The organism is Corynebacterium sp. 239_CJEI (genome assembly GCF_001055995.1).
GTDB classification, from domain to species: Bacteria; Actinomycetota; Actinomycetes; order Mycobacteriales; family Mycobacteriaceae; genus Corynebacterium; species Corynebacterium jeikeium_D.
In genome coordinates this window covers 202,310-227,939 of sequence record NZ_JVOW01000006.1, presented here as the reverse complement: position 1 = coordinate 227,939, position 25,630 = coordinate 202,310, and the positions used below count along the sequence as shown (strand labels likewise).

25 protein-coding genes and 1 tRNA gene are annotated in these 25,630 nt (G+C 59.3%); 9 read left to right on the top strand and 17 right to left on the bottom strand.

Annotated features, from left to right (window positions below; genetic code table 11):
• Nucleotides 1-131: 131 nt before the first annotated feature.
• The 3 genes from ADB08_RS02055 (at nucleotide 132) to ADB08_RS02045 (ending at nucleotide 2,033) form a co-directional block, all read left to right on the top strand.
• Nucleotides 132-722 carry a TetR/AcrR family transcriptional regulator gene (locus tag ADB08_RS02055; protein ID WP_049170343.1) on the top strand — a complete coding sequence of 197 codons (591 nt, stop codon included), beginning with the start codon at nucleotides 132-134 and terminating at the stop codon, nucleotides 720-722.
• 209 nt (nucleotides 723-931) lie between these two features.
• Nucleotides 932-1,909: a DUF368 domain-containing protein gene (locus tag ADB08_RS02050; protein WP_049170338.1), complete on the top strand. Its 978-nt coding sequence runs from the start codon at nucleotides 932-934 to the stop codon at nucleotides 1,907-1,909.
• A gap of 50 nt (nucleotides 1,910-1,959) precedes the next feature.
• A tRNA-Leu gene (locus ADB08_RS02045) sits at nucleotides 1,960-2,033 on the top strand.
• Between the two features lie 275 nt (nucleotides 2,034-2,308).
• Here the strand turns inward: ADB08_RS02045 and ADB08_RS02040 are convergent.
• Entirely contained in the window at nucleotides 2,309-2,611 is a 303-nt protein-coding gene (locus tag ADB08_RS02040; protein WP_053087298.1) for a hypothetical protein, read from the bottom strand.
• Nucleotides 2,612-2,760: 149 nt separating this feature from the next.
• A complete protein-coding gene (locus ADB08_RS02035) occupies nucleotides 2,761-3,519 on the bottom strand; it encodes an Ltp family lipoprotein (RefSeq protein ID WP_080969583.1) in 759 nt (252 codons plus the stop codon).
• A gap of 757 nt (nucleotides 3,520-4,276) precedes the next feature.
• Between ADB08_RS02035 and ADB08_RS02030 the strand changes: the two genes are divergently transcribed.
• From ADB08_RS02030 to ehuA, 4 genes are all read left to right on the top strand, one after another.
• On the top strand, nucleotides 4,277-5,596 hold the full coding sequence (locus ADB08_RS02030) for an NAD(P)-dependent malic enzyme (RefSeq protein WP_016422929.1): 1,320 nt from the start codon (nucleotides 4,277-4,279) through the stop codon (nucleotides 5,594-5,596).
• Between the two features lie 126 nt (nucleotides 5,597-5,722).
• Nucleotides 5,723-6,616 carry an ABC transporter substrate-binding protein gene (locus ADB08_RS02025; RefSeq protein ID WP_016422930.1) on the top strand — a complete coding sequence of 298 codons (894 nt, stop codon included), beginning with the start codon at nucleotides 5,723-5,725 and terminating at the stop codon, nucleotides 6,614-6,616.
• A 63-nt stretch (nucleotides 6,617-6,679) separates the two neighbouring features.
• Nucleotides 6,680-7,597, top strand: a complete 918-nt coding sequence (locus ADB08_RS02020; RefSeq protein WP_369707174.1) for an amino acid ABC transporter permease — start codon at nucleotides 6,680-6,682, stop codon at nucleotides 7,595-7,597.
• Nucleotides 7,598-8,371: an ectoine/hydroxyectoine ABC transporter ATP-binding protein EhuA gene (gene ehuA, locus ADB08_RS02015; protein WP_016422932.1), complete on the top strand. Its 774-nt coding sequence runs from the start codon at nucleotides 7,598-7,600 to the stop codon at nucleotides 8,369-8,371.
• An 8-nt stretch (nucleotides 8,372-8,379) separates the two neighbouring features.
• Here ehuA and ADB08_RS02010 read toward each other — a convergent pair whose 3' ends face one another.
• From ADB08_RS02010 to ADB08_RS02000, 3 genes are all read right to left on the bottom strand, one after another.
• Nucleotides 8,380-9,141, bottom strand: a complete 762-nt coding sequence (locus tag ADB08_RS02010; RefSeq protein ID WP_049170334.1) for a sulfite exporter TauE/SafE family protein — start codon at nucleotides 9,139-9,141, stop codon at nucleotides 8,380-8,382.
• Between the two features lie 85 nt (nucleotides 9,142-9,226).
• Nucleotides 9,227-10,570, bottom strand: coding sequence for an NADP-specific glutamate dehydrogenase (gene gdhA, locus ADB08_RS02005; RefSeq protein WP_016422934.1), 1,344 nt, complete (start codon nucleotides 10,568-10,570; stop codon nucleotides 9,227-9,229).
• A 255-nt stretch (nucleotides 10,571-10,825) separates the two neighbouring features.
• A complete protein-coding gene (locus ADB08_RS02000; protein WP_049170330.1) occupies nucleotides 10,826-11,209 on the bottom strand; it encodes a hypothetical protein in 384 nt (127 codons plus the stop codon).
• Between the two features lie 110 nt (nucleotides 11,210-11,319).
• On the opposite strand from ADB08_RS02000, the gene ADB08_RS01995 reads away from it, so the two are divergent.
• Nucleotides 11,320-12,669 (top strand): DUF4921 family protein, encoded by a 1,350-nt coding sequence (locus ADB08_RS01995; RefSeq protein WP_016422936.1) that lies wholly within the window; start codon nucleotides 11,320-11,322, stop codon nucleotides 12,667-12,669.
• A gap of 43 nt (nucleotides 12,670-12,712) precedes the next feature.
• Nucleotides 12,713-13,990: an amidohydrolase gene (locus tag ADB08_RS01990; RefSeq protein WP_016422937.1), complete on the top strand. Its 1,278-nt coding sequence runs from the start codon at nucleotides 12,713-12,715 to the stop codon at nucleotides 13,988-13,990.
• 161 nt (nucleotides 13,991-14,151) lie between these two features.
• Here ADB08_RS01990 and pyk read toward each other — a convergent pair whose 3' ends face one another.
• From pyk to hisH, 12 genes are all read right to left on the bottom strand, one after another.
• On the bottom strand, nucleotides 14,152-15,567 hold the full coding sequence (gene pyk / locus ADB08_RS01985) for a pyruvate kinase (RefSeq protein WP_016422938.1): 1,416 nt from the start codon (nucleotides 15,565-15,567) through the stop codon (nucleotides 14,152-14,154).
• A 33-nt stretch (nucleotides 15,568-15,600) separates the two neighbouring features.
• Complete coding sequence (gene lgt, locus ADB08_RS01980) at nucleotides 15,601-16,524, bottom strand: prolipoprotein diacylglyceryl transferase (RefSeq protein ID WP_049170326.1); 924 nt, start codon at nucleotides 16,522-16,524, stop codon at nucleotides 15,601-15,603.
• 7 nt (nucleotides 16,525-16,531) lie between these two features.
• On the bottom strand, nucleotides 16,532-17,311 hold the full coding sequence (gene trpA, locus ADB08_RS01975; RefSeq protein ID WP_049170323.1) for a tryptophan synthase subunit alpha: 780 nt from the start codon (nucleotides 17,309-17,311) through the stop codon (nucleotides 16,532-16,534).
• Entirely contained in the window at nucleotides 17,312-18,601 is a 1,290-nt protein-coding gene (gene trpB, locus ADB08_RS01970; RefSeq protein WP_080971464.1) for a tryptophan synthase subunit beta, read from the bottom strand.
• Nucleotides 18,602-18,747: 146 nt separating this feature from the next.
• Nucleotides 18,748-19,554 carry an indole-3-glycerol phosphate synthase TrpC gene (trpC, locus tag ADB08_RS01965; protein ID WP_049170320.1) on the bottom strand — a complete coding sequence of 269 codons (807 nt, stop codon included), beginning with the start codon at nucleotides 19,552-19,554 and terminating at the stop codon, nucleotides 18,748-18,750.
• Nucleotides 19,555-19,558: 4 nt separating this feature from the next.
• Nucleotides 19,559-20,209, bottom strand: coding sequence for a TIGR02234 family membrane protein (locus tag ADB08_RS01960; RefSeq protein ID WP_049170318.1), 651 nt, complete (start codon nucleotides 20,207-20,209; stop codon nucleotides 19,559-19,561).
• Between the two features lie 7 nt (nucleotides 20,210-20,216).
• Nucleotides 20,217-21,761 carry an anthranilate synthase component I gene (locus tag ADB08_RS01955; protein WP_016422944.1) on the bottom strand — a complete coding sequence of 515 codons (1,545 nt, stop codon included), beginning with the start codon at nucleotides 21,759-21,761 and terminating at the stop codon, nucleotides 20,217-20,219.
• A 110-nt stretch (nucleotides 21,762-21,871) separates the two neighbouring features.
• On the bottom strand, nucleotides 21,872-22,270 hold the full coding sequence (gene hisI, locus ADB08_RS01950; protein ID WP_005510296.1) for a phosphoribosyl-AMP cyclohydrolase: 399 nt from the start codon (nucleotides 22,268-22,270) through the stop codon (nucleotides 21,872-21,874).
• Nucleotides 22,267-23,043 (bottom strand): imidazole glycerol phosphate synthase subunit HisF, encoded by a 777-nt coding sequence (hisF, locus tag ADB08_RS01945; RefSeq protein WP_005510401.1) that lies wholly within the window; start codon nucleotides 23,041-23,043, stop codon nucleotides 22,267-22,269. Before hisF ends, hisI begins: the two co-directional genes overlap by 4 nt.
• Nucleotides 23,044-23,126: 83 nt before the next feature.
• The gene (locus tag ADB08_RS01940) at nucleotides 23,127-23,939 is read right to left on the bottom strand and encodes an inositol monophosphatase family protein (RefSeq protein ID WP_049170313.1); all 813 of its coding nucleotides are present in this window, start codon (nucleotides 23,937-23,939) and stop codon (nucleotides 23,127-23,129) included.
• Between the two features lie 103 nt (nucleotides 23,940-24,042).
• Nucleotides 24,043-24,777 carry a bifunctional 1-(5-phosphoribosyl)-5-((5-phosphoribosylamino)methylideneamino)imidazole-4-carboxamide isomerase/phosphoribosylanthranilate isomerase PriA gene (gene priA, locus ADB08_RS01935; protein WP_016422946.1) on the bottom strand — a complete coding sequence of 245 codons (735 nt, stop codon included), beginning with the start codon at nucleotides 24,775-24,777 and terminating at the stop codon, nucleotides 24,043-24,045.
• A gap of 147 nt (nucleotides 24,778-24,924) precedes the next feature.
• Nucleotides 24,925-25,623, bottom strand: coding sequence for an imidazole glycerol phosphate synthase subunit HisH (gene hisH, locus ADB08_RS01930; RefSeq protein ID WP_016422947.1), 699 nt, complete (start codon nucleotides 25,621-25,623; stop codon nucleotides 24,925-24,927).
• Nucleotides 25,624-25,630 lie beyond the last annotated feature (7 nt).

Below are 25,630 nucleotides of genomic sequence, written 5' to 3'. Positions count from 1 at the left end.
ACCTGCCCCAAATGAGGCACCTAGAAATTACCCCCTCTTTGAGGTGGCCGCGAAAACATATCACCACGTCCTGCGCATGCCTCTGAAATCAATTGGCGTAGTTACGCTTTCATGGCTTTAGACTCTTCAGCATGAGTGAGTTCGATTCGACCGATTTCCAACGGAGCGCCCAGTCCACCCGCGAGCGCATCATCGCGGCTGCAGCTCGGCACTTCGCGCGCAAGCCTTTGCGAAGCGTGCCGCTGAAGGAAATTGCCAGCGATGCGGGCGTTAGCGCGCCGCTCATCATCAAGTACTTCGGCTCCAAAGAAGGCCTCATGGCCGAACTGATTAACTTCAGCCAGTTCAAAGGCACGCTCAGCCGAGCTCCCTTCAATGAACTTGGCCAGCGGATGGCCAGCGCTATTTTGACTGGTCAAGGCATGGCTGGGCAGTCCATGATTCCGCTGATTGTCGGGTCCCTCGACTCCGAGGAAACTGCAAAAGTCATCGCCGAGCGGTTCAATGAAGCTGTTGCAGATGACTTGATTCGCCGCGTCGAAGAGGACGGACCGGAAGACGTTAGCCACGACGCTGCTGTGCACCGCAGCCAGATGGCTATTTCCCTCTGCGTCGGATACCTAGTTCTTTCTGATACTGGTCTGATTGATGAGGCCAACGCGCCGAGGATTTCGGTTGAGGCCCTGGGCAGCTGCCTGCAGCAAATCATCGAGCACGGCTAAGAACTGAGCACGGCCAAGGAAGCAGCTCCACTGCCCACTGCCCACTGCCACCACCCACTACCACCGACTACTCCTGCGTAACTCACTGAATCAGCAGCGCCACCCCAGGCGCTGCTTTTTTGTTTTGTGTCCTTAATCGCACCCCGAAGCCACTAATACACACACGGAAATACGCTTCTTCTCAGGTGGAAGACATACAATGGCCTGCGATGTCTACTGAAAATACGAGCGCTCCTGGCGCAGAGTCGACCACGCTGCCGACCACGAGCCCCTACTCTGAAATCCCGAAGCCGACCCCGCTGGGTGTCATCGCCAACGCAGTTCGCGGTGGCCTCATTGGTCTCGCCGAGACGATTCCGGGGGTCTCCGGCGGAACCCTTGCGCTGATCACGGGCATCTACGGACGCCTGATTGAATCGGCCAAGCGCATCACCGACCTGCCGCGGGCAATGTCGAAGGGCACCTTCAAGGAGGACCTTCGCAGAATCGACTGGTGGCTGCTCATCCCGGTGGCTATCGGCATGGTTGCCGTGGTCTTCTCCATGGCAGGCGTCATGGAGAACTTCGTCACCAACCAACCAGTCGCTTCTCGAGCACTGTTCATGGGCATGATCGCCGCCTCGATCACCATGCCGCTGAACGAGCTACAGCCGGGTGCTCTGCGTCAGCCGGGCATGCGCGGCAAGGCCATCGCTGTCTTCCTGTTCTTCAGCATCGCCCTGTTCGCGCTGACCTCCCTCCCCCAGGCCGCACCGACGCAGCCGCCTCTCTGGCTCGTACTCATCGCCGCCTCGATTGCCGTGTGCGCGCTGGTTCTGCCGGGCGTTTCGGGCTCTTTCTTCCTGCTGGTCATCGGACTCTACGCACCGACCATGGGCGCAATTCACGACCGCGACTTCGCCTACATCGGCACTTTCTTCGTCGGCGCGCTGATTGGCATCGTCCTGTTCATCCGCTTCCTCGAATGGCTGCTGAGTACGCACCAGGCGCTCACGTTGGTCGCCATGTCCGGCCTCATGCTCGGTTCGCTGCGCGCTCTCTGGCCGTGGCAGACCGAAAACAACGAGCTCCAGGGCATCGGCTCCGACTGGGGACTCGCCCTCGGACTGTTCATTCTCGGCGCCGCAATCGTCAGCGTCGTCGCTTATGCGCAGCGCCGTTTTTCTAATTCGGGGTCGATGGACTAAACTAGTCAAAGTCGCTTCGATAGAGCATTTTCGCTTATCGACGGCTTTGCGCCCCTGTAGCCCAATTGGCAGAGGCAACGGATTCAAAACCCGTCCAGTGTGAGTTCGAGTCTCACCGGGGGCACGATTTTAAAACCCGCTTTCACCTGACTTTTAGCCTGGTGGGGGCGGGTTTTTGGTTGGGTTAGTATTCACTATCTTTCACTCTTTTTCACGCACTTTCACGTACTTTCACGGGTATTTTGCACCAAAAATGAGCCAAAAAAGAGCCACGTATTGCCTGCTGAATCCTGCGTTAACTCCTGGGTGAATCTGTTTTTGGGCATAAGAAAACCCCGCCACTACCGATTGAGTGAACGGGGCAGTGCCATGGCGGGGACTCGCACCCCGCGAATGTGGCTACTCCATGGCTTTTGAGTCCGTTGATTTCAACAGGCGAGCATACGCTCTGAAAACTTCTTCATCGCCATCGACGTACTCGGACATCCCACTCAACAAAGCTTGCCGCTGCTCTTCTATGATGGAGACTCGAAACTCAGCGATGTCTTCTGCAAGATAGGTGGCTGCGACTGCGTAGCGGCGCAGTGCCGCGGTTACTTCTGATTTGCCGCCGCGGTCGCCGATGCGGGCGCGGTTGATAAACGGCACGAATTGTACCGCGCCGAAGTTGTGCTGCAGACACTCGCTCAACTGCCCGGTCACGCATTAAAAACTGCCGAGACGGTTTCCGCTTCACCAACAGCCGTTCAGTGTGCAGCAAATGCATTCTGGTGAAGCGGAAGCCGTCCTTTTGCAGCAGGCATCCAACTGGACTCTGGCCAATTGGCGTCATCAACAAACGAAGCCCGCTGCTACAGGTTATCCACCGCGTACTGAGCTTCCTCCGGAGTAAACTGCTCGCCGTATTCCGACGTCAGCTGCTCGTAAACCGCATCCGGGGACATCGCCATCGAATCCTGGTAGATTCTCGCCTTTTCCAGTGCGTTCTTATTCCAGTCCGCATCGAGATTGTCCATTGCATACTGGGCTGCCTCCGGTGAGAACTTCTCGCCGTACTCCGAGGTCAGCTGATCATAAATACCGGCCTTCGACATGTGCATGCGATTCGCGTAAATCTCTGCCTTGCGGAGAGCATTCTTGTATTCGGTCGGGACCTTCTCATCCTGCTTTTGCTGCTCCCCCGTCTGACCTTGCTGCTCATCTACACCTGCCTCGGAAGACTCAGCGAAATCGGCATTCTCAACAGTCCCAGAATCAGCCGCAACGGCAGTCTCCGAACCAAAGAGAGATGCAGCTTCAGAATCGGAACCCGACTCAGTGTCACCGCCACCAGTCAAGCTGGCCGCCACAGCGAGGACCACGACAGCGCCCGCGGCAATACCACCCCATTTGAAGCAGCCACCCTTCTTCTTTTCTTTCGGAGCCGGAGGCATCTGCCCCGCTGCCGACGGACCCTGCGGGTAGGGCTGCTGGCCGAGCGGATCCTGCGGGCTGTGCTGGTAGGACTGCTGCCCCAGCGAATCCTGCGGATTCTGGGAGCCGTACGGATTCTGGGAGCCATACGGGTTCTGTGGACTCTGCGGGTTCTGGGGGAAAGTGGAATCGGACATCGTAAGAAGCCTCCTGCGTAGAAGTTGCAATAAACGAACAGCTCTCTGTCGTCAGTTGGAACTATCCCAGGAACTCCGGATTCAACTTTCCGCACTACACAAATATTTTCGATTCGCGAACCATAAGGCACCACTGAAGGTAAGAAAAAACCAGGCCTCTACCCCATAGAACAGGGCTTGGAACTGGTTAATCTCTTTAAAAACTAACCTTCAACCCCGGCCAGCGCTTACTCAATATCGGCAAATAATATCGCCAACATTTTCCAAACCAATAGAAGGCCAAAAGCGGCCAAGGCATGGAGCCCCTCCAACGACAGCCGCCCATATGGAACCCGACAGCACATAGACACCCCACCGAAGGCACTTCCTAACAAAGATGCTTCCGAGCAAGCTCGATGCACACCTTCATCACAAACGACGCAGCTGAGTAGCCCTTAACACAAACGATGCCATGGCAGGACTCGTCGAACTCGGCAAAAGCCGGGGTTCCGGCATCACGCCCGCGGCCGCCAGCCCCACGACACTTCCCAAATCCCCGCTCCCCCAACCGCAAAGATTTTATTTTCCACCCCACTGTCCATATAATGAGATACCAATCCCGTATAGCAAGACTGGTTTAGTTTTTACGCACACCACTACGTATCACCTGCCAAGCTTTGCTCCCGGCTTTACGCACTGCCCACCAGCAGCTCACGCCGCGGTCGAGTTTTCTCAAAGTACAAAGTACTCAGTACTCAACACGTTTTGGACTGTCATCATGCCTGCTGCGAATTCCCCCTCTAGCTCCTCCGCCCACACTGCGAACGCGAACTCCGCTAAGACGCCACTTCACGCAGTACCGGAGGACACCGCCCCCACAGATCCGTCGACCATCACCGATGCGGAAATCTTTGAGGCACACCGAGGCGGCAAGCTCCGCTCCCACTCCACCATGAAGCTCGAGACAATTCGCGACCTCTCCATCGGCTACACCCCAGGTGTCGCTCGCGTCTGTGAGGCCATCCACGAAGATCCGGCTCTGGCCCGCACCTACACCTGGACCGGCCAGAACGTCGCAGTGGTTTCCGACGGCACCGCCGTGCTTGGCCTTGGCGACATCGGGCCCAAGGCCGCGCTACCGGTGATGGAAGGAAAAGCCCAGCTCTTCGAGCAGTTCGCCGGCATCTCCGCTGTGCCAATCGTCCTGGATACCCTCAATACAGAGGAAATCATCCAGACGGTCAAGGCGCTGGCGCCGTCGTTTGGCGGAGTGAACCTCGAAGACATCTCCGCGCCTCGCTGCTTCGAGATCGAGCAGCGTCTCGACCAAGAGCTCGACATCCCCATCTTCCACGACGACCAGCACGGCACCGCCATCGTCATCGCCGCCGGCCTGATCAACGCCTGCAAGCTGACAGGTCGCAGCTTCCAGGATCTCCGCGTGGTCATCTCCGGCGCTGGTGCCGCTGGTGTCGCTGCGACGAAGATGCTGCTGTCCGCTGGCGTGTCCGACATCGTCGTCGTCGATTCGCGCGGCATCATCCACCCGGACCGCGAGCCACTGAGCGACATCAAGCAGTGGGTCGCCGGCATGACTAACCCACGCGGTATCACCGGCTCGATCAACGATGCGCTTGTCGACGCTAACGTGTTCATCGGCGTCTCTGCCGGCCGTATCGGCGAGGATGCGATTAGCCAAATGGCCGCTGACCCGATTCTGTTCTCGCTGGCCAACCCGATTCCGGAGATTCCGATGGAAGTCGCCCGCAAGTACGGAGCCGTCGTGGCCACTGGCCGCTCGGATCATCCGAACCAGATTAATAATGTGCTGGCCTTCCCGGGTCTGTTCCGTGGCGCACTGGAGGCGGGTGCCAAACGGATCACCGAGGCCATGAAGCTGGCTGCTACTCAGGCCATTGCAAATGTTGGCGTAGAAGACCTGAGTGCCGACCGCATTATCCCGTCGGCGCTGGATTCGCGCGTCATGCCGGCCGTGGCGAAGGCTGTCCGCGATGCTGCGCTGAGCGACCCGGCCTCCGGCGCGGTCGGCCCGCTCGACGTCACTGGCAATGGCTTTGCTGCAGCTGAAGCGAACTAGAAAACCGGCGCTGACTATTCCCCGGGAAGTCTGAAAAGTGTGCGGTTTTCCTGCACCAGCCTAAGACGCAGCTGAATAGGGGTACCGAATTTAAGGTATTCCTGTGCCTAGGTAACATATTCAGATATGAAAAGACCCATCGCATTGGCGGCTGCCACGCTGACTGCGACCTTGTTCTTAGGGCTTACAGGCTGCGTCACCAATGACGAAAGCGGTAACCCCGAGGGCTGGTCAGAGATCAAACCGGCAGCGGTCCCCGAACTGGCGAAACAGGTCCCAGCAGATCTTCGTAAGCGCGAAGTATTGCGCATCGGCACCAACCCAACATTCGCCCCGGCAGAGTTTAAGGATTCCGCCGGTTCCATCATCGGATTCGACATTGACCTCATGCGGGCCATGGCCAGCGTCCTGGATCTGCGGCTGGAAATCCAAGAACAGGATTTCGCACTGATTCTGCCGGCCCTGTCGGCCGGCGCAGTTGATGTTGGTGCCTCCGGCTTCACCTCAAACGAGGAGCGCCGCAAGACCTACGACTTCGTCGACTACCTGGATACCGGCCTGCAGTGGGCACGTCGCCCGGGCAGCGACGCCAGCTCCGACAACTACTGTGGCAAAACTGTCGCTGTTCAGCGCAATACCGTCGCTGACATGGAGGACCTGCCGGTAAAGAATCAGGATTGTCTGGATCGCGGTTTGCCACCAATTAACAAATTGGCCTACCAGGATGCTGGTACCGCAGCTACCACCGTGGTGCTGGGGCGTGCTGACGCGCTGGCAGCTGACTCACCAGTCAGTGCCTACGCGGTCAATCGTTCTGAGGGCAAACTCGAACTTGCCGGAGATATCTACGATGGTGCCCCGTTCGGCTTCGCTATTCCGAAGGATTCAGAACTCGGCCCAGTACTCCAGCAGGCGCTGCAGTACCTCATCGACAACGGCCAGTACAAGCAAATCCTGACCACATGGGGTTTGGAAGACGGTGCTTTGGAACGCGCCACTATTAACGGAGAGGAACTTTAAGTGAGCGACTCATCTGCGTCTGGCGCCCGCTACGAGGCCACACAGGCGGAACTCAACGAAGAAATTAAGGCCAAACCGCTGCCGCACCCGGGTCGCTGGATCACCGCAGCAGTGCTGCTTGTGCTCTTCCTGTGGTTCATCATCGGTGCCGCCCGCAACGAGGCCTACCACTGGGATGTTTACTTCCAGTACCTGTTCGACACACGAATCGCCGCTGCCGCTGGCTGGACCATTGCACTAACGGTCCTGGCCATGCTCATCGGTATCGTCGGCGGTGCCATCGTCGCCGTACTCCGAATGTCGGACAACCCCGTGCTGTCCACTGTTGCTTGGTTCTACCTGTGGGTTTTCCGAGGAACTCCGGTCTACGTGCAGCTGGTCTTTTGGGGCCTCCTCGGCACTATCTACTCGACGATTGACCTGGGCGTTGCCGAGGTTGATCTCAGCACTGTCCTGTCCAATACCTTTGTGTTAGCGTTCGTCGGTCTCGGCTTGAATGAGTCCGCATACATGGCTGAAATTGTCCGTGCCGGCATCCAGGCTGTCCCGGAGGGCCAGACCGAAGCATCGAAGGCACTGGGTATGAGCTGGTGGCAGACTGTCCGCCGCACCATCTTGCCACAGGCTATGCGCATCATCATCCCGCCGACGGGCAACGAGTTCATCTCCCTGCTGAAGACCACTTCGCTGGTCATCGCAGTGCCGTTCTCGCTGGAACTCTACGGCCGCTCCACGGACATCGCCAATGCGCTGTTCCTGCCGGTGCCGATGCTGCTTGTCGCCGCCACCTGGTACTTGGTCATCACATCAATTCTGATGGTCGGACAGTTCTACCTTGAGCGCTACTTCGCCCGCGGCGCTACCCGTCAGCTCACCGCCCGCCAGCTGGCCGCGCTTGCCGACGCCGAAGGTGTGCCGCTTGCAAATGCTCGCGTTGTCGATAAGGACGAAGAGCACTTCTACCGAGAGGATCCGCAGTAAATGACTACCAAAGATTTGATGGTTGAGGCGCAAAAGGTTCGGAAGAACTTCGGCCGTCTCGAGGTCCTCAAGGGCATCGACCTGGAAGTTCCACGCGGTACGGTTACCTGCCTCATTGGGCCTTCGGGCTCCGGTAAGTCCACACTGCTGCGCTGCATCAACCACCTGGAGAAGGTCAATGCCGGCCGTCTCTACGTCGACGGTTCCCTGATTGGCTACCGCGAAAAGAACGGCAGCCTCTACGAAATTTCCGCCGCAGAAGCTGCCCGTCAGCGTCGCGATATCGGCATGGTGTTCCAGAACTTCAACCTGTTCCCGCACCGCACGGTGCTGGGAAATATCACCGAGGCACCAGTGCTGGTAAAGGGCGTCTCTCAGGAGCAGGCTGAAAAGCGTGCCATGGAGCTGCTGGAGACTGTTGGTCTGGCGCACAAGGCCGATGCCTACCCTGTTCAGCTCTCGGGCGGTCAGCAACAGCGTGTTGCCATTGCTCGAGCCCTGGCCATGGAGCCGAAGCTAATGCTCTTCGATGAGCCGACTTCCGCTCTTGACCCCGAGCTCGTCGGTGAGGTTCTCAACGTCATGCGTGGTCTGGCCGATAAGGGCATGACCATGGTCGTCGTGACGCACGAGATGGGCTTTGCCCGTGAAGTCGCCGACCAGGTCGTGTTTATGGCTGACGGCGTGGTCGTGGAAAAGGGCACCCCGGATGAGGTGCTGGGTAATCCGCAGCACGAGCGCACCCGCAACTTCCTGTCTTCGCTGTTGAAGTAACAGCAAGCCTAAGCGCCAAAAGTTGCGGAGATTCCGCGAAACATAGTGACTGCCGCGCCGGTAGTCGCCAGAATGACCGCGAGCTTTCGGGCTTGCACAATGGGCACTCGTCGGGAAACGCGAGTGCCCAAAAATATACCCACAATCATGGCAACCAAACACAGCGGCCAGAGGATAACCGGTGTGGTGGCGAAGACAGATACGTCACCGCTGATTTCCTTGAACAGCAAGGACAACGCGCCGGAAACAAAGAAGAGCGGTTGCAGGGTGGCTGCAAATGTCTGCGCTGGCCAACGGGAAGCCTGTGCGTAAACGGTAATGGCTGGGCCCGCAATGCCGGCCAGGGTATTCATAAAACCGCCGGCCACGCCTGAGGCAACGGCGTATTGTGGGCCGTCGACACGCATGCGCTGAGGCATAACGGATGTCACTAGCAGCGCGAGTAGCACGAGCCCGCCGACCAGCACCTGGAGTGGACCGCTGGGCGTGTTGTGAACCACCCAAGCGCCGGGGAGCGCGCCGAGAGCCATCACCGGGCCAATCAGCCAGAACTTCTTCCAATCGACGTTTTCTCGCACCGAGATGGTCTGCATGATCGCATTGACCGATGCGAGCACGTTAATAATCAAAATTCCTGCTACGGGACCTGCAACCAGTGAGAGGACCGGACCTCCCAACAGTCCGAGCCCCATACCGGCTATTCGCTGCATCAGGGCCCCGACAAAAATCGTTGCCACGATAAAGACAAAAGCCCACACTGATAACTCCATGGGAGGGAGTTTACAGCGTGGGCTTTTCGGCTATTCGACGGGCGGGGTCGCCGAGGATCCGTCGTAAAGCGGAAACGTTAGCAGACTAGATGACGCCCTGAGCCAGCATTGCGTTAGCGACCTTCTTGAAGCCTGCGATGTTGGCACCGAGCACGTAGTTACCCTCGTGATCGTACTCAGCGGCGGTGGTTTCGCAGTTCTTGAAGATGTTGGTCATGATGCGCTTCAGGCGCTCATCGGTGTAGGAGAAGGACCAGGAATCGCGGGTAGCGTTCTGCTGCATCTCCAGAGCGGAGGTTGCAACACCGCCAGCGTTGGCAGCCTTGCCCGGCGCAAAGTGGACACCGTTGGCCTTGAAGACCTCGATAGCCTCCGGGGTGGACGGCATGTTTGCGCCCTCAGCAACGAAGCGGCAGCCGTTGTCGACCAGCAGCTTGGCGGACTCGCCATTGAGCTCATTCTGAGTTGCACACGGCAGTGCGACATCAGCCTTGAGCTCCCAGATGTTGCCACCCTCGTGGAACTCAGCGCCCTCAGCCTCAGCGACGTACTCGGAGACGCGAGCACGACGAACTTCCTTGATTTCCTTCAGCAGCTCGACGTCGACACCGTTCGGGGTGGAGACGTAACCGGAAGAGTCAGAGAAACCGACGACGGTAGCGCCGAGCTCCTGAGCCTTCTTAATGGCGTAGATGGCGACGTTACCGGAACCGGAAACGATGACCTTGGCACCGTTGATGTCAGCACCGTTGGCCTTCATCATCTCTTCAGTGAAGTAGACACAGCCGTAACCGGTGGCCTCGGTACGAACCAGGGAACCGCCCCAGGTCAGGCCCTTACCGGTGAGAACGCCGGACTCGTGCTGGTTGGCCATACGGCGGTACTGACCGAACAGGTAGCCAATCTCGCGGCCGCCGACGCCGATGTCACCGGCCGGGACGTCACGGTACTCACCGATGTGGCGGTGCAGCTCAGTCATGAACGACTGGCAGAAGCGCATGATTTCTAGCTCGGACTTGCCCTTCGGATCAAAGTCGGAGCCACCCTTGCCGCCACCGATCGGCAGGCCGGTCAGGGAGTTCTTGAAGATCTGCTCGAAGCCCAGGAACTTAATGATGCCGAGGTTCACGCTCGGGTGGAAGCGCAGACCACCCTTGTACGGGCCCAGCACAGAGTTGAATTGAACACGGAAGCCACGGTTGACCTGGACCTTCCCCTGGTCATCGACCCACGGCACGCGGAAAATGATCTGACGCTCCGGCTCACACAGACGCTGAACCAAGCCGTAGTCACCGTAGTGTGGGTCCTTTTCCAGGACGACCTTCAGCGACTCCAGAACTTCTGCCACTGCCTGGTGGAACTCCGGCTCACCGGCGTTTCGGGTGAGAATCTGGTCATAGAGTCCCGAAACCTTCTGCTCGATATTCAAAATAAACCTCTCTGCGAAACCATTATGGCGCCCACGAAGAACAAACCGTCAGCGGTTGTAAACCACTTCCCGGTTGCCGTAACTCGGTGGCACAGGTTGTGTGCACAAGGACTGGGCAACTGTAGATATTGAAGCGGACATAATTATACAACGGCATATTGCTGGGAAAACTCGTAGCGATTTGCGCTACACCCGTTGGCCAAGCCAATCACTGACTCTGTGGAGGCTTACACTTTTCACGAATTAGGTAGGAAATTACCTAAATACGGCAACATTCCAGGGATACGTCGCAACAGATTCGAGCATTTCGTCGAACTCACGCAGCACTGGGTCCGGGGGCAATTCTGCACGCGGAGTCAGTAGCTCAGAGAGGTCCATAGCGAGTTCATTGAGAGAACCGCCGTGCTGATCGAAGCTCAAGAGATAACGGAATACCTTCCTATCCCCCAACGGCTCCTTCGGGTTCTCACGCTCCCACTGCTCCACCAACTGCGCGTCCGTGTCCGCCGACGCCACCGAAACATCCACGTCACTAATTCGCCCGGCGCGGTCAAACTCACTCAACTTGGTACGAAATGCCTCGGCCAGCGACTCCGATTCGGTCGGCTTCACCAGGCAGTGAAAAACAATCTTCGACATAACTTCACAGGCTAAGCCACGCGAGACGGCCAGACAATAGCTAACCGTCGTCAAGCCCTGTCCCCCTACATTGGCGCGCCGACCGCCAGCAAAGACGTAGTGTTGGACTTATGCAGGCTTTCAGCAATCCCCTCATCACGCTTGCCGACGGCACGGTGAAGCAAGTCAATCCTTTTTCCGGTACCCAGGTGTGGACAGTCCCAGGTCGTGGCAATCGGCCGTTGGGAATTAAGCACACGGATCCGCAGCCATTGAGCGAGGAGGATTTTGGATCCCGCGACTCCTTTGGCTGGAACAACCTGCTGCAAACCCCGCCGGAGAAGGCCCGCGTTGTCCTCGACGAATCGGTATTCGGCGGCTACAGCACGGTGACCGGAGTACTGCCCGACCAGCTCTTCGACACCACCGCGGAGTTCCGCCGCGTGCCCAACCTGTTCGAGATCGTCTCCTATGACTATTGGTCGGAAAACTATGGCTTCGAGCCCGACCGCGAAACTCAGCAACGTATGGAGGCCTACCTCGATGACCCGAAGGGCCGCGAGCACGTGCTCAATATCATTCGCACGCGCTACCGCGCCGCTGGACGCAGTGAAGAGGAAATCAGCGCGCTTTCCGACGAGGAATTGCTGCGCCGCGCCCCAAGCTATTTCGCCGGCGGCCACGATGTGATTGTTGCCCGTCGCCACTTTGTCGACGGCGCTACCCACGATAATCAGCTGGCTTCTTCTGGCACATTGAGTGTTGCCGAGCACCGCGCACTTATTGCGTTTACCGTCGAGTCGATTGCTGACCTGTACCGACGTAACCGCTACGTGCGTTATGTGGCCGCTTTCCAAAACTGGCTAAAACCGGCAGGCGCAAGCTTCGATCACTTGCACAAGCAGCTTGTGGCCATCGATGAGCACGGTGAGCAGCTCAAGCGCGAAGTACAGGCGGTGCGCAAGAACCCGAATATCTACAACGAATACGCAGTGGACTATGCGGCCCGCCACAACCTGGTTATCGCGGAAAACGAGCACGCGGTGGCTTTCGCAGGATTCGGACACCGGTACCCGACGCTGGAGATCTTCTCGAAGTCAGATGTCTGCGAACCGTGGCTGCAAACCCGGGCTGAGATCGACGCAATGTCGGACCTGATTCACGCATGTCATGCAGCTGCCGGCCCCACTATTCCGTGTAACGAGGAATGGCACCACCGCCCTGTCGATTTGGATGCCCGCATGCCGTGGCGCGTAATGATTAAGTGGCGCACCTCGAACCTGGCCGGCTTTGAAGGTGGCACCAAGATTTATCTGAACACCATCTCCCCATGGGATCTGCGAGACCGCGTTGTCCCGGAGATGTACCGTTTACGGGAGACCGGAAAGATCTCGGACAGCATCCACATTGCGACCGAGTGCCAGTGCCAGCCAAACTCGCTGAAATACAACCCGCTCGTTGAAGACGGGTCGCGGCTGTAGTTCTCTGGCACAGAGTAGAGAGAAGTTAGGAGTCTTAAACCAGGTGAGCAACAATGAAGCACGACTGAGCCGCATTCGCGACCTCATCGCCGCCCATCGAGTGCCATTGGACCGGCAGTGGGAAATCTACCGCTACCTGCACCAGCACCCGGAGCTATCTCAGGCGGAGGAGAAAACTGCCGCGTATCTGGCCGGTGCTCTTCGCGACATGGGCACTTACACAGTGCATGAGGGAATCGGTGGTCACGGCCTCGTTGGTGTCATGGAAAATGGCCCCGGCCCTACCGTGCTGTTCCGCGCTGATATCGATGCGCTTCCCGTTTTCGAGGAAACAGGTGTGGACTTCGCTTCCTCTGCTACCGGTACCGCCCGCGATGGTTCTGCCACCGCCGTCATGCACGCCTGTGGCCATGACATGCACATGACGGCCGGTCTTGGTCTGGCTAGCCTGATGGCAGCAACTAAGTCTGAGTGGTCGGGTACTTACATTGCCCTGTTCCAGCCCGCCGAGGAACTGGCCTGCGGTGCACAGGCCATGATTGACGACGGCCTGGCAGACCTCATCCCCACCCCAGATGTGTGCTTCGGCCAGCACATTGTTCCCGGCCCCGCAGGTCAGGTAATGACCATGCCCGGCCCGGCACTTGCTGGTTGTGACACTATTAGCATCACGCTGACAGGTCGCTCCGCACATGGGTCTATGCCGCACAACGCCATTGACCCGACATACTTGGCTGCCGCAGTCGTTCTGCGCTTGCAAGGAATTGTAGGGCGCGAGATTCCTCCCCACGAGTTTGGTGTTTTGTCCGTCGGCACGCTGCAGTCCGGCAATTCGAATAACACAATCCCTGGCCAGGCCAAGATTGTGCTGAACATTCGCTACTACTCCAACGATGTGCGCGCGAAGCTCATTGCGGGCATTGAGCGCGTTGTTCGTGGCGAATGCCTGGCTTCCGGCACTGAGGTTGAGCCTGTGATTGAGTACTCCGATCACGGCGAAGTCACTGACAATGATCCGGAGGCGTTTGCCACGATTCGCCCGGTCATGGACGCTGTGCTCGGCGACGATTCCACCGACGCTGTGCCGTGGACCGCATCGGAGGACTTCTCAGACCTGCCGCGTGGACTGAACTGCCCATATGTCTACTGGACCGTTGGCGCCACACCTCGGGATACGTGGGAAGCCGCCGTTGCTGCCGACCGCGTGGTCGAAGACGTACCGTCGAACCACATGCCGACATTCCTCCCGGATTTCAAGCCGACGGCTACCTCCGCGACTTCTGCCGCCGCTGCCGCCGTGCTGTCCTACTTGGCAAAGTAAGGGCTGTGTGCCGGCCGCTTGCCACCGCGCACCGCGCCAAAAAAGACAGCTCAGTTTTCGGGTTGTCAGTTTTGCTACTTAACCCCCCAGGTCGAAAGGCTCTTACAAAAAGCCGGTAAGCCCCAAAAGGACTTACCGGCTTTTTCAAACGCGCCAGAGAGCTAGCGTGCGTCCTCGCCAATAACGTGGACGTGAATCATGTTGGTATTGCCCTCATTTCCTGGAGGGGTACCAGCAACAACGACCAGCGTGTCGCCAGCGTTGTAGTTTTCCATGGTCAAGAGCTGCTCATCGATGACCTGCATGATCTCATCCGTGCTGTTAACCTCGCGCACCAAGAAGGTCTCCGCACCCCACGTCAGCGCAAGCTGCGAACGAACCTGCTGATTCGGAGTGAATACCAGCAGCGGCAGGCGAGAGTGCAAGCGTGCCACACGGCGAGCGGTATCACCCGAGGTGGTGAAAGCAACCATAGCGCGGGCATTCAAGCGCTCACCGATATCGCGAGCTGCGTAGGAAATCACACCACGCTTCGTGCGAGGCATGTGGGTCAGCGCAGGAACTTCCCCCTCGCGCTCAGCGGCGGTGACGATGCGAGCCATGGTCTTAACCGTGGACTGCGGGTACTTACCAACCGAGGTCTCACCCGAGAGCATCACGGCATCTGCGCCATCGAGCACAGCGTTGGCCACGTCGGAGGCCTCCGCACGAGTCGGGCGCGAGTTCGAAATCATGGAGTCGAGCATCTGGGTGGCGACGATGACCGGCTTGGCGTTCTCGCGGGCAATCTGAATAGCGCGCTTCTGAACCAGCGGAACATCTTCCAACGGCACCTCAACACCAAGGTCACCACGGGCGACCATCACGGCATCGAAAGCCAGGATGATGGCCTCGAGAGACTCGACTGCCTCTGGCTTCTCCAGCTTGGCGATAATCGGGACACGACGGCCAACCTCATCCATGACCGCATGGACCAGTTCGACGTCGGAAGGCGAACGGACGAAGGACAGCGCGATGAAGTCGACTCCCAGCTTCAGAGCGAAGCGCAGGTCGGCGATATCCTTCTCCGACAGAGCCGGCACCGAGATGTTCATCCCCGGCAGGGAAACACCCTTGTTGTTCGAGACCGGACCGCCCTCGATGACACGGCACACCACATCGTTGCCATCTACCTCGATGCACTCCAGGCCCACCTTGCCATCGTCGACAAGCAGGCGATCGCCCGGACGGGCATCGTCAGCGAGATTCTTGTACGTGGTGGAGACGCGGTCGTGCGTGCCTTCGACATCGTCGACGGTGATGCGGACAATCTCGCCGTCAGCCCAATACGTCGAGCCTTCCTTAAAACGACCGAGGCGAATCTTTGGTCCCTGCAAGTCGGCGAGAATACCGACGGCATGTCCCGTAGCGTCGGATGCTTCACGCACCCAGTGGTAGTTCTGAGCGTGGTCCTCATGCTCACCGTGAGAGAAATTCAGGCGGGCAACATCCATGCCGGCGTTGACCAGCCCGGTAATCCCCTCCAGCGAAGCAACTGCTGGACCGAGGGTACATACAATCTTCGTTCGTCTAAGCACGGCCTCCAGCCTAGTCCCTTAACGGGCTATGCGTCAGTTGGAAGCACTGTGAGCTTCAGCAGCCTCGCGCTCTCCCCTGACTTCAGCTGCGGTTTCGCGGCTCTTGGCCCGCAGAATCCACAAAGCAATGACAGCGCAGAAAAAGACCACGAGCGACGTGATGTTATTAATACGCACACCGAATATCAGCGTTGCGTCATCGACGCGCATGAGTTCAATGAAGAAACGCCCCAAAGTGTAGGCCGCGACATAGAGCGCAAAGACGCGCCCGCCGCCCATCTTGAACTTTCGGTCCGCCCACACAATGACCAGACAGGCGAGGACGTTCCACACCATCTCGTAGAGAAACGTTGGATGCACCACGGCCAGCACTTCGCCTGTCGACGTTCCGGTGACAGGGGTAACCCGACCAAACTCATCAACTCGTTGGTAAATTTCCAGACCCCACGGAAGTGACGTTGGGCCACCGTAGAGTTCCTGGTTGAACCAATTGCCCAGACGCCCAATGGCCTGTCCAAGGATGATTGCGGGTGCGGCCGCGTCAAGAACTGGCGCAAACGGCACCTTCCGCCACTTAGCAACCGCCCACGCGGCTAGCACTCCCAGCGCCACCGCGCCCCAGATGCCGAGACCACCATTGGTGATTTTCAGTGCATCGGCGGGATTGGCGCCGGGGCCGAAGTACTTCTCCCAGTCGGTGGCGACGTGGTAGAGACGGCCGCCGATAATGCCCGCAGGAATAACCGCAATGGCAATGTCGAGGACTAACTCCGGGTCTCCACCCCTGGCCGCGTAGCGGCGCTGCATCCAGTAAATGCCGACGAGTACGCCAACCAAGATGGAAATCGCGTAACCGCGCAGTGGTAGCGGTCCTAACTGCCACACCCCCTGCGGCGGAGAGGGAATGTTGGCCAGATACGTCGTTGCAGTTTCAGCGAGAACAAGGGTGGAACTCATAAATGCGCTAGCTCTCTCCTCGTACGCCCGCGGCGAGTTCGCGGGCGAGCGTTACCAGGTCATCGGTGCTCTTCATCGCGGCCTTGATCAGTGCCGAGCCAACGATTACGCCATCTGCAAACTCGGCAATCTCCGCGGCCTGTGCCCCATTGGAGACACCCAAACCGACGCACACCGGTGTATCGGTGACCTCGCGCGTGCGGGCAACCAACTTGCCTGCGGCCGAGTCGACGCTGGCCTGGGCACCTGTGACACCCATGTGGCTGGTGGCGTAGACGAAGCCGGTCGACGCGGTGGCAGTTAGCTGCAGACGCTCGTTGGTCGATGACGGGGCCACCAACATGATGTTGGACAGACCATTGGCCTCAGCTGCACGCTGCCATTGGCCGGCCTCCTCGGGGATGAGATCCGGGATAATGGTGCCCCGACCACCAGCGGCGGCCAAGTCCTCGGCGAAACGCTCCGGACCATACTGGAGAATCGGATTCCAGTAGCTCATGACCACACAGGTACCGCCGTGCTCGGTGACTTCGCGAACCACCCGCATAATCTCACGGGTACGGAAGCCCGCATCCAGAGCCACGTTGGCGGCATCCTGAATAGTTGGGCCATCCATCATCGGGTCGGAGAAAGGCAGACCAACCTCGATGATGTCGGCGCCAGCGTCGACAATCGCCTTGATGTTCTCAATCGACTTATGGGTGGTCGGGAAACCCGCTGGGTAGTAGCCGATAAATGCTGCGCGGTTTTCCTCACGGACCTTGTCAAAGACGTCACTCAGACTCATTTAGGACTCCTCCATCAGATCAAACCACTTAGCAGCGGTGTCGACATCCTTGTCACCGCGACCGGAAACATTGACAATAATCAGCGGCTTACGGCCCAGCTCTTCATTCAGATCATCGCTGATGAGTCGGGCGGCAGCCACCGCGTGTGCGGACTCGATAGCGGGCAGGATGCCCTCCATCCGAGTCAGGTCCTGGAATGCCTGCATCGCCTGGGTATCGGTCACCGGCAGGTAGGACGCGCGATCAATATCGGCCAGGTACGAGTGCTCTGGCCCCACGCCCGGGTAATCCAGACCGGCGGAAATCGAGTGGGACTCCGTAATCTGGCCATCCTCGTTCTGCATCAGGGCGGCGAAGGAGCCCTGGAACACACCCGGATTACCGGCGGCCGAAATCGGTGCTGCATGGCGACCGGTCTCAACACCGTCACCGCCAGCTTCAGCGCCAATCAGGCGAACCGATTCATCATCGATGAAGTGGTGGAACGCGCCGATTGCATTAGAACCGCCGCCGACACAGGCCACGACAGCGTCGGGAAGCGAGCCGGTTTCCGCGAGGATCTGCTGGCGTGCCTCGGCGCTGATGATGCGCTGGAAGTCGCGCACCATTGTTGGGAACGGGTGCGGACCGGCTGCAGTGCCGAAGCAGTAGTAGGTGTCATCGGCGTGTGAAACCCAAAAACGCATGGCCTCATTGATTGCGTCTTTGAGAGTCTTCGAGCCAATCTCGACCTCGATAACCTCGGCACCAAGCAAACGCATGCGAGCGATATTAAGGCGCTGGCGGATTGCGTCGACCTTGCCCATGTAGATACGGCAGTTAAGGCCGAGCAGCGCACAGGCAGTCGCGGTTGCGACACCGTGCTGGCCGGCACCGGTCTCGGCAATAATGTTCTTCTTACCCATGCGCTTAGCAAGCAGAACCTGACCCAAGACGTTATTAATCTTGTGGCTACCGGTGTGGTTCAAATCCTCGCGCTTAAGCCAGACGTCAGCGCCGATATCAGCGGAGAACTTCTCCGCATAGTACAGCGGCGAGGGACGTCCGACATAAGTACGCTGCAGCCGGTCAAGCTCATCGAGAAAACCCTGATCAACGCGGGCCTTCGCGTAGCCATCGGTGACCTCACCGATAACGGCCATCAGCGCCTCCGGCACAAACTGGCCGCCCCACTTACCCCAGTGCCCAATGGCATCTGACTCGTGGTTCGTTGTCTCCGCGATTACCTCACCCATCGTGGGCAGGCGGTCACCGCGGGCATCATGATTCTTGAAATCTTGGTCACTCACAGTTATCTATTGTGGACTATCCCCACCCGTTGCGGGGACATAAGGCCTAAGAAACTGTGGCGTGCCAACACAACAGGTGTGGCTGGCAACCAAAGAGGCGGAGTTCGCGGTGCGATGCAGCTGCTTATCGCAACCGCGGACCACCACTACTCGCTGCGGAGAGTCGGGTGGACACCGGCGGCAACGAGACGTCGGCAAGCCTCACCCGGCTTGCCCGCAGTAACCAGGCCCTCGCCCACCAGCACCGCGTCGGCACCGTGAGAGGCGTAGTAGCGCAGTTCCTCCGGCCCCTTAACACCGGACTCCGCCACCTTCACAACATGATCCGGCAGCATCGGCGCAAGACGTTCGTACACGGAGAGGTCCACGTCGAGCGTCTTTAGATTGCGAGCGTTGATGCCGAGGATCTTGGCACCAGCGGCCTCGGCACGCTCGACCTCTTCTGCGGTGTGCGCCTCAACCAGAGCGTTCATGCCAAGCGACTCGGTGCGATCCAGCAGGGACTCCAGCGTCGGCTGATCCAAAGCGGAGCACATCAGCAGCACCAGGTCGGCACCGTGTGCGCGGGCCTCATGGACCTGGTACGGAGTGACGATGAAGTCCTTGCGGAGCACCGGAATGTTCACCGCGCGGCGCACGGCATCGAGGTCGGCGAGCGAACCGCGGAAGCGTCGCTCCTCAGTCAGACAGGAAATGACAGCCGCGCCACCCTGCTCGTACTCTGCGGCCAAAACTTCCGGCGAAGGGATGTCAGCCAGCTCTCCCTTCGACGGAGAGGCACGCTTGACCTCTGCAATCACCTGCACCCCGGGCTTAGCCAGTGCCGCCACGGCATCAATCGGCGACGGCGCCTTCAGCGAGAGCTCCTTGATTTCACCGTAGGAAATCTTGGCTTCCCGAGCAGCGAGATCTTCCCGCACGCCCTCAATAATCTTGTCCAGAACGTTAGCCACGGCCTTACTCCTTATCCAGATCCGTAGGATCTACACCGGCATCCAAAGCATCCCACAGAACTCGACCCGACTGTGGGTCTTCCTCCAGGTCCTCGGCGATACGCTGACGGCGTACCTCCGGGGTCTCATACGCGCTGGACTTCTGCTTCTTCACAGTACCCGGTCGACGCACCAACAATACCGCCCCGACCAGCGCCAATGCGCAGCACAGCAAGGCCAGGGCTGGCCCCATCGCATGCACTTCAATCGCTGAGATCTGCGCCCAGTCTGCCACAGTCACCGCATCACTGGCGCGTTGTGAGGTGCTTCCCGACGTCAACAAATCCAGTGCCCGCTGGGAGTCCACACCGTCTTCTCCGCTGGCAAGCAGAGTCATCGGAGTCCACGACGCCGCAATTGCGAGCAGCGCCGCGAGGCCACCGACAATACGGCGCCCCAGTGAGCCCAAAATGGTGGTGGCAAACAGTGCAGCCACCATTGCCAGCGCAATCGACGTCAACTCTGGAGCCCAAACTGCGCCCACCAAATCTGTGGTCGCTGGACCGGACTTGTCATCAACAGTATCGACCGTCAGCCACGCGCTTCGGCTGCACAACCACATTCCCGCTGCGGCCACGCCAATGAGGCCACCGGAGAGCATCGTTGTCGACTTCATCGAAAACCTAGCTCCTTTCCGCTGGGACTAGTGTCTCAGCTGCCGCGACAGCTCGCAGCACGGCCGCGGCCTTGTTGCGGGTCTCCTCATCCTCTGCCACCGGGTCAGAGTCACTGACAATTCCGCCGCCAGCCTGAACATAGACCGTATCGCCCTTCTTCACACCTGTGCGGATGGCAATTGCCTGATCGGTATTGCCCCGGAAGTCAAAGTATCCAACAGTGCCGCCGTAAACACCCCGACGCGTGTCTTCGAACTTGTCGATAATGCTCAGCGCGGAAGGCTTCGGCGCACCCGACAGCGTTCCCGCTGGGAAGGTGGCCGCGAACGCGTCGACGGCAGTGGCGTCGCTGGAAAGCTCGCCGGTGACCGTAGAGACCAGATGCATAACGTGACTGTAGCGCTCAATATGACGGAAGTCGTGCACAACAACACTGCCTGGGCGGCAGACACGTCCGAGGTCATTGCGGCCAAGATCAACGAGCATCAGATGCTCACTATTTTCCTTCTCGTCTGCCAGCAAATCAGCTTCCAGCGCATTGTCCTGCTCCACCGTGGCACCGCGCGGACGTGTGCCCGCGATGGGATTGGTGATGACCTCACTGCCCTGAACTGCCACGAGTGATTCCGGGGAGGAACCGACAATTTGAAAAGCGGTAGCGGAGAAGTCCTTGGTTGGAACGTTGACCAGGAACATGTAGGGCGACGGATTGGAAACCCGCAGGATGCGGTAGATATCAAAAGCTGACGCCTGCGTGTCCATCTCGAACCGCTGCGAGAGCACAATCTGGAACGCATCACCAGCTCGGATGTGGTCCTTACAACGCTCAATACGATCCATGTGGTCGTCGGCGGCGCGCTGGCGACGAATCACCGGCTCTGGGAAGCTAATTTCCGCCGGACGCAGATCAGAGGCCCCCGACAGCCGCTCCACCATCGCATTGACCCGATCACAGGCGGTGTCATACGCCTGGTCAATCCGCTCATCCGAGCCGTCCCAGTTGACAGCATTGGAAATCAGCCACAGCACGCCCTCGTGGTGGTCAAAAGCAGCCAGGTCCTCCACCAGCAACTGCATAAGCTCAGGAATCTGCAAATCATTGTCAGTGGTATCCGGCAGCTGTGGCTCAATGTAGCGGACAATGTCATGCCCGAAGTAGCCAACGAGACCAGAGGTGAGCTTGGGCACCGAAGCGTCGTCGGCAAGCGGAAGCTCCGTGTGCAGCAGCTCCAGCGTGCGACGCAGAGCATCCAACGGATTTCCGCCCTCTGGCGCACCCGACGGCGCATTGCCAATCCAGGTTGCCTCCCCCGCATCATCCACCGTCAGCGCGGCGCGACTGCCGCAACCGATAAACGACCAGCGCGACCACGACTGCCCCACATCGGAGGACTCCAGCAAGAAAGTGCCGGGACGATCGGCCGCGAGCTTGCGGTAGGCCGACAGCGCCGTTTCGCCGTCCGCCAAAACCTTGCGAACCACGGGCACGACCCGATGGTGTGCAGCCAGTTCACGAAAGCGCTCACGCGTGGTCATGGTGATACGAGTCATAGCCGCTATTGTGCCACGCACCCGGATTGCACATCACTTAACCCCGGACTTCACCGGAGGTGGGCGCGCTTGACGACGAAATCCCCACCTCGGCAGCCGGGGTTGACTGCCTAGTCCTCGAACACGGGATGCACGTCAAAGCAGCTATGCGAGCCAGTGTGGCATGCCGCGCCGTCCTGCACTACCTGCATCAGCACGGTATCGCCATCACAGTCCAACGCCAGCGATGTCACGGTCTGGAAATGGCCGCTGGTAAGCCCCTTAATCCAGTACTCGGACCGGGAGCGCGACCAGTAGGTGCCGCGCTTGGTAGCGATGGTATATGCCAGTGCGTGGGAATCCATCCACGCCATCATGAGCACGCGGCCAGTGGATTCCTCCTGCACAATAGCGGGAATCAAGCCGTCAGCGTTGAACTTGGCGATGTTCGCGATATCTGCTGGGAGCGTGTACTCACGCGGATCGTCGCCGGCGCCGTGAGCTGCAGCGCCCGGGGCTAGACCAGTCACTGGCGCACCTCGATTCCCTCGCGGGCCATCTCTTCCTTAACCTCAGCAATGCTGACCTCGCCGAAGTGGAAAATGGATGCGGCCAACACCGCGTTGGCGCCGGCGCGCACTGCTGGCGGGAAGTGCTCTGCCTTGCCCGCACCGCCAGAGGCAATCACCGGGACGTCGACGGCAGCGCGGACTTTCTCCAGAAGCTCCAGGTCGAAACCGTCCTTGGTGCCGTCGCCGTCCATGGAGTTCAGCAGAATCTCGCCGACCCCGAGCTCCTCGCCGCGGCGTGCCCACTCGACGGCGTCGATCCCCGCCGAGCGTGAACCACCGTGCGTCGTCACCTCGAAGCCCGACGGCTGCGGCGTGCCTCCCTCGGGAACGCGGCGGGCATCCACCGACAGGACGACACACTGCGCACCGAAGCGGCGCGACAGCTCGCTGAGCAGTTCTGGACGTGCGATCGCAGCGGTATTGACACTGACCTTGTCAGCTCCGGCGCGGAGCAGCTGATCGACATCCTCGACGCTGCGCACGCCACCGCCGACCGTCAGCGGAATGAAGACCTCACTTGCGGTGCGACGCACCACGTCGAGCATGGTGCCACGGCCATCCTTGGAAGCCGTGACATCCAGGAAGGTCAGCTCATCAGCGCCCTCCTCGCCATAGCGGCGAGCCAGCTCCACCGGATCGCCGGCATCACGGAGATTCTCAAAGTTAACCCCCTTGACGACCCGCCCATTGTTGACATCCAGGCAAGGAATCACGCGTACTGCCAGAGACATAGTTTTTAAGTTCTCCTCGTGTTAGCTCAAAGTTGTGGATCGACGGTTTGCGCAACCACCCAGCTCGGGACGTCGCCCACGGTTTAGCTCCGGAAAGTCTCCGGACGACCCAGTTGGTCAATAATCGACCGCAGCGTGGCATGAACATCGCGAGTTCCCGCCAGCACGCCTACGGAATCATGCCGCCAGGGATTGCCCGCCAAGTCTGTGACCACGCCACCGGCTTCGGAAATCTGAAGTACACCAGCTGCGTTATCCCACACATGCGGTGAGAAAGTCACGGTGCCGCCGAATGCCCCCATCGCGGTGGAACCCAAGTCCACTCCGACAGAGCCAGTAATTCGGATCGTCGGATAGCGTTCGCCCACCTTTGACAGCAGCAGTTGACGCCACTTGCGCGGGAGTGTGCCGTCGGTACTCGCGATGACGGACCCGAAGGCAATCGAAACCGGGCGGCCGGCCTCGGCGTCGATGTTGACGCGACGGCCGTTGACGAACGTGCCGCTACCTTTAGCTGCGGTAATACGCCGGCGTAGCAGAGGCATGGAGGTAATACCAACCACCGGCTCCCCCTCATGCATGAGTGTGAGCAGCATGGCACACAGCGGAAAACCGTTGGAATAGTTCGTGGTGCCGTCAATCGGATCGATGACCCAGGCGGTATGTTCCTCGGGGACTTTGCCACCGAATTCCTCGCCGTAGACGGGCAGCCCAGAATACTGCGTGAGGAGCTTGCGCAGACGACGCTCAATTTCCAGGTCAGTCTCCGTCGCGAAATCTCCGCGCGGCTTCATGACAACCGGGTCCGCGCCCACCTGCTGCGTGAACAGGCCTTCAACCTCATCGAGCGCCGCTTCAGCAATAGCGAGCATCGCCCGCGGTTCCAGGGCATCCATACTTTTCTAAGTCCTTCATCCGCCGTCTCAGCCGGGGTGCCGTTTGCTCGTTAACGCTTTCGCTTGACGACGTCTCCCCGGTCCGGCCACGAAAGTGTTCTTTTTAGCCGCGAGCTACTGCCAGGGCCTCTTCCAGGGTGAAACGCCCTGCGTAGAGCGCCTTACCCACAATTGCGGAGTCAACGCCCTCATCGACCAGTGTGGCAATAGCTGCAATGTCGTCCAGGCTGCTGACACCGCCGGAAGCGACGATTGGAGCATCGGTAGCAGCAGCGACCTCGCGCAGCAGTTCCACATTCGGCCCCTGCAGGGTGCCGTCCTTGGAGACGTCAGTCACCACGAAACGGGATGCACCCTGAGCATCCAGGCGCTCCAGCACCTCCCAGAGGTCACCGCCGTCGGAGACCCAGCCGCGGCCGCGCAAGCGCCACTGCCCCTCTTCGTTAAGAACATCCAGACCAATGGCTACACGGTCGCCGTAGTTGGCGATAACCTCGCGGCACCACTCCGGATTCTCCAGTGCGGCGGTGCCAATATTGACACGGGCGCAGCCGGTGGCCAGCGCAGCTTCGAGCGAAGCGTTGTCACGGATACCGCCGGAGAGCTCTACCTTCACGTCGAGCTTGCCCACAACGTCGGCAAGCAGGTCGTAGTTCGAACCGCGACCAAACGCGGCGTCGAGGTCGACCAGGTGGATCCACTCAGCGCCTGCGTTCTGCCAATTCATGGCAGCTTCCAGCGGTGCACCGTAGGAAGTCTCGGTTCCAGCAGCACCCTGAACAAGGCGCACAGCCTGGCCATCGGCTACGTCTACAGCGGGCAGCAGGGTCAAACTCATGGGGGCTCTACTCTCTTCGACTTTGGGCGTTGTGGCCATAGTCACCACGACGCTTGTTGCTAGTTATCTCAGTATAGGTGGTCTAGGTGGCGAAATTCCGCCACCTACCAGGTAGTGCGGTTAGGGCAGATACTACCGATTGGGCAACTACAGCGTGTCCACCCAGTTCTGCAGCAGCTTCAACCCTGCTTCACCAGACTTCTCAGGGTGGAACTGCGTGGCCCACAGCGGACCGTTTTCCACGGCTGCGATAAACCGATCGGATTCGTGGGCAGACCACGTCACCAGCGGCGGAGCGATGCGAGAATCCGTATTAAGGTCCCACTTGCGCACACCGTAGGAGTGGACGAAGTAAAAACGCTGATCTTCCAGTCCCTTAAACATCTTTGAGCCTTCCGGTACTTCAACCGTGTTCCAGCCCATGTGCGGCAGAATCGACGCCTCGAGACGCTCGACAGTACCGGGCCATTCACCACAACCCGGGGTGCCGGTGACAGCTGCGGATGCGTCGGTCTCCGCTGCGTGGATGCCGTCGGCGTACTCGACGCCGCGGTCAAAGAGCACCTGCATACCGACGCAGATTCCCATCACTGGTCGACCACCTGCGAGTCGAGAGCCGATCAGGCGCGGCCCTTGTACTCGATGCAAACCCTCCATGCATGCGGCATAGGCGCCGACGCCGGGAACGAGCAGACCATCGGCCTCCATCACGGTCTTCGGATCGGCGGTCACAATAACCTCGGCACCCGTGGTGGCCACAGCGCGCTCAGCTGAACGCAAATTACCGGAGCCGTAATCAAGGATGGCAACGGTCGGGGTCTTCGTCGAAGGTGAGACTTGTTCCATAGTTGGA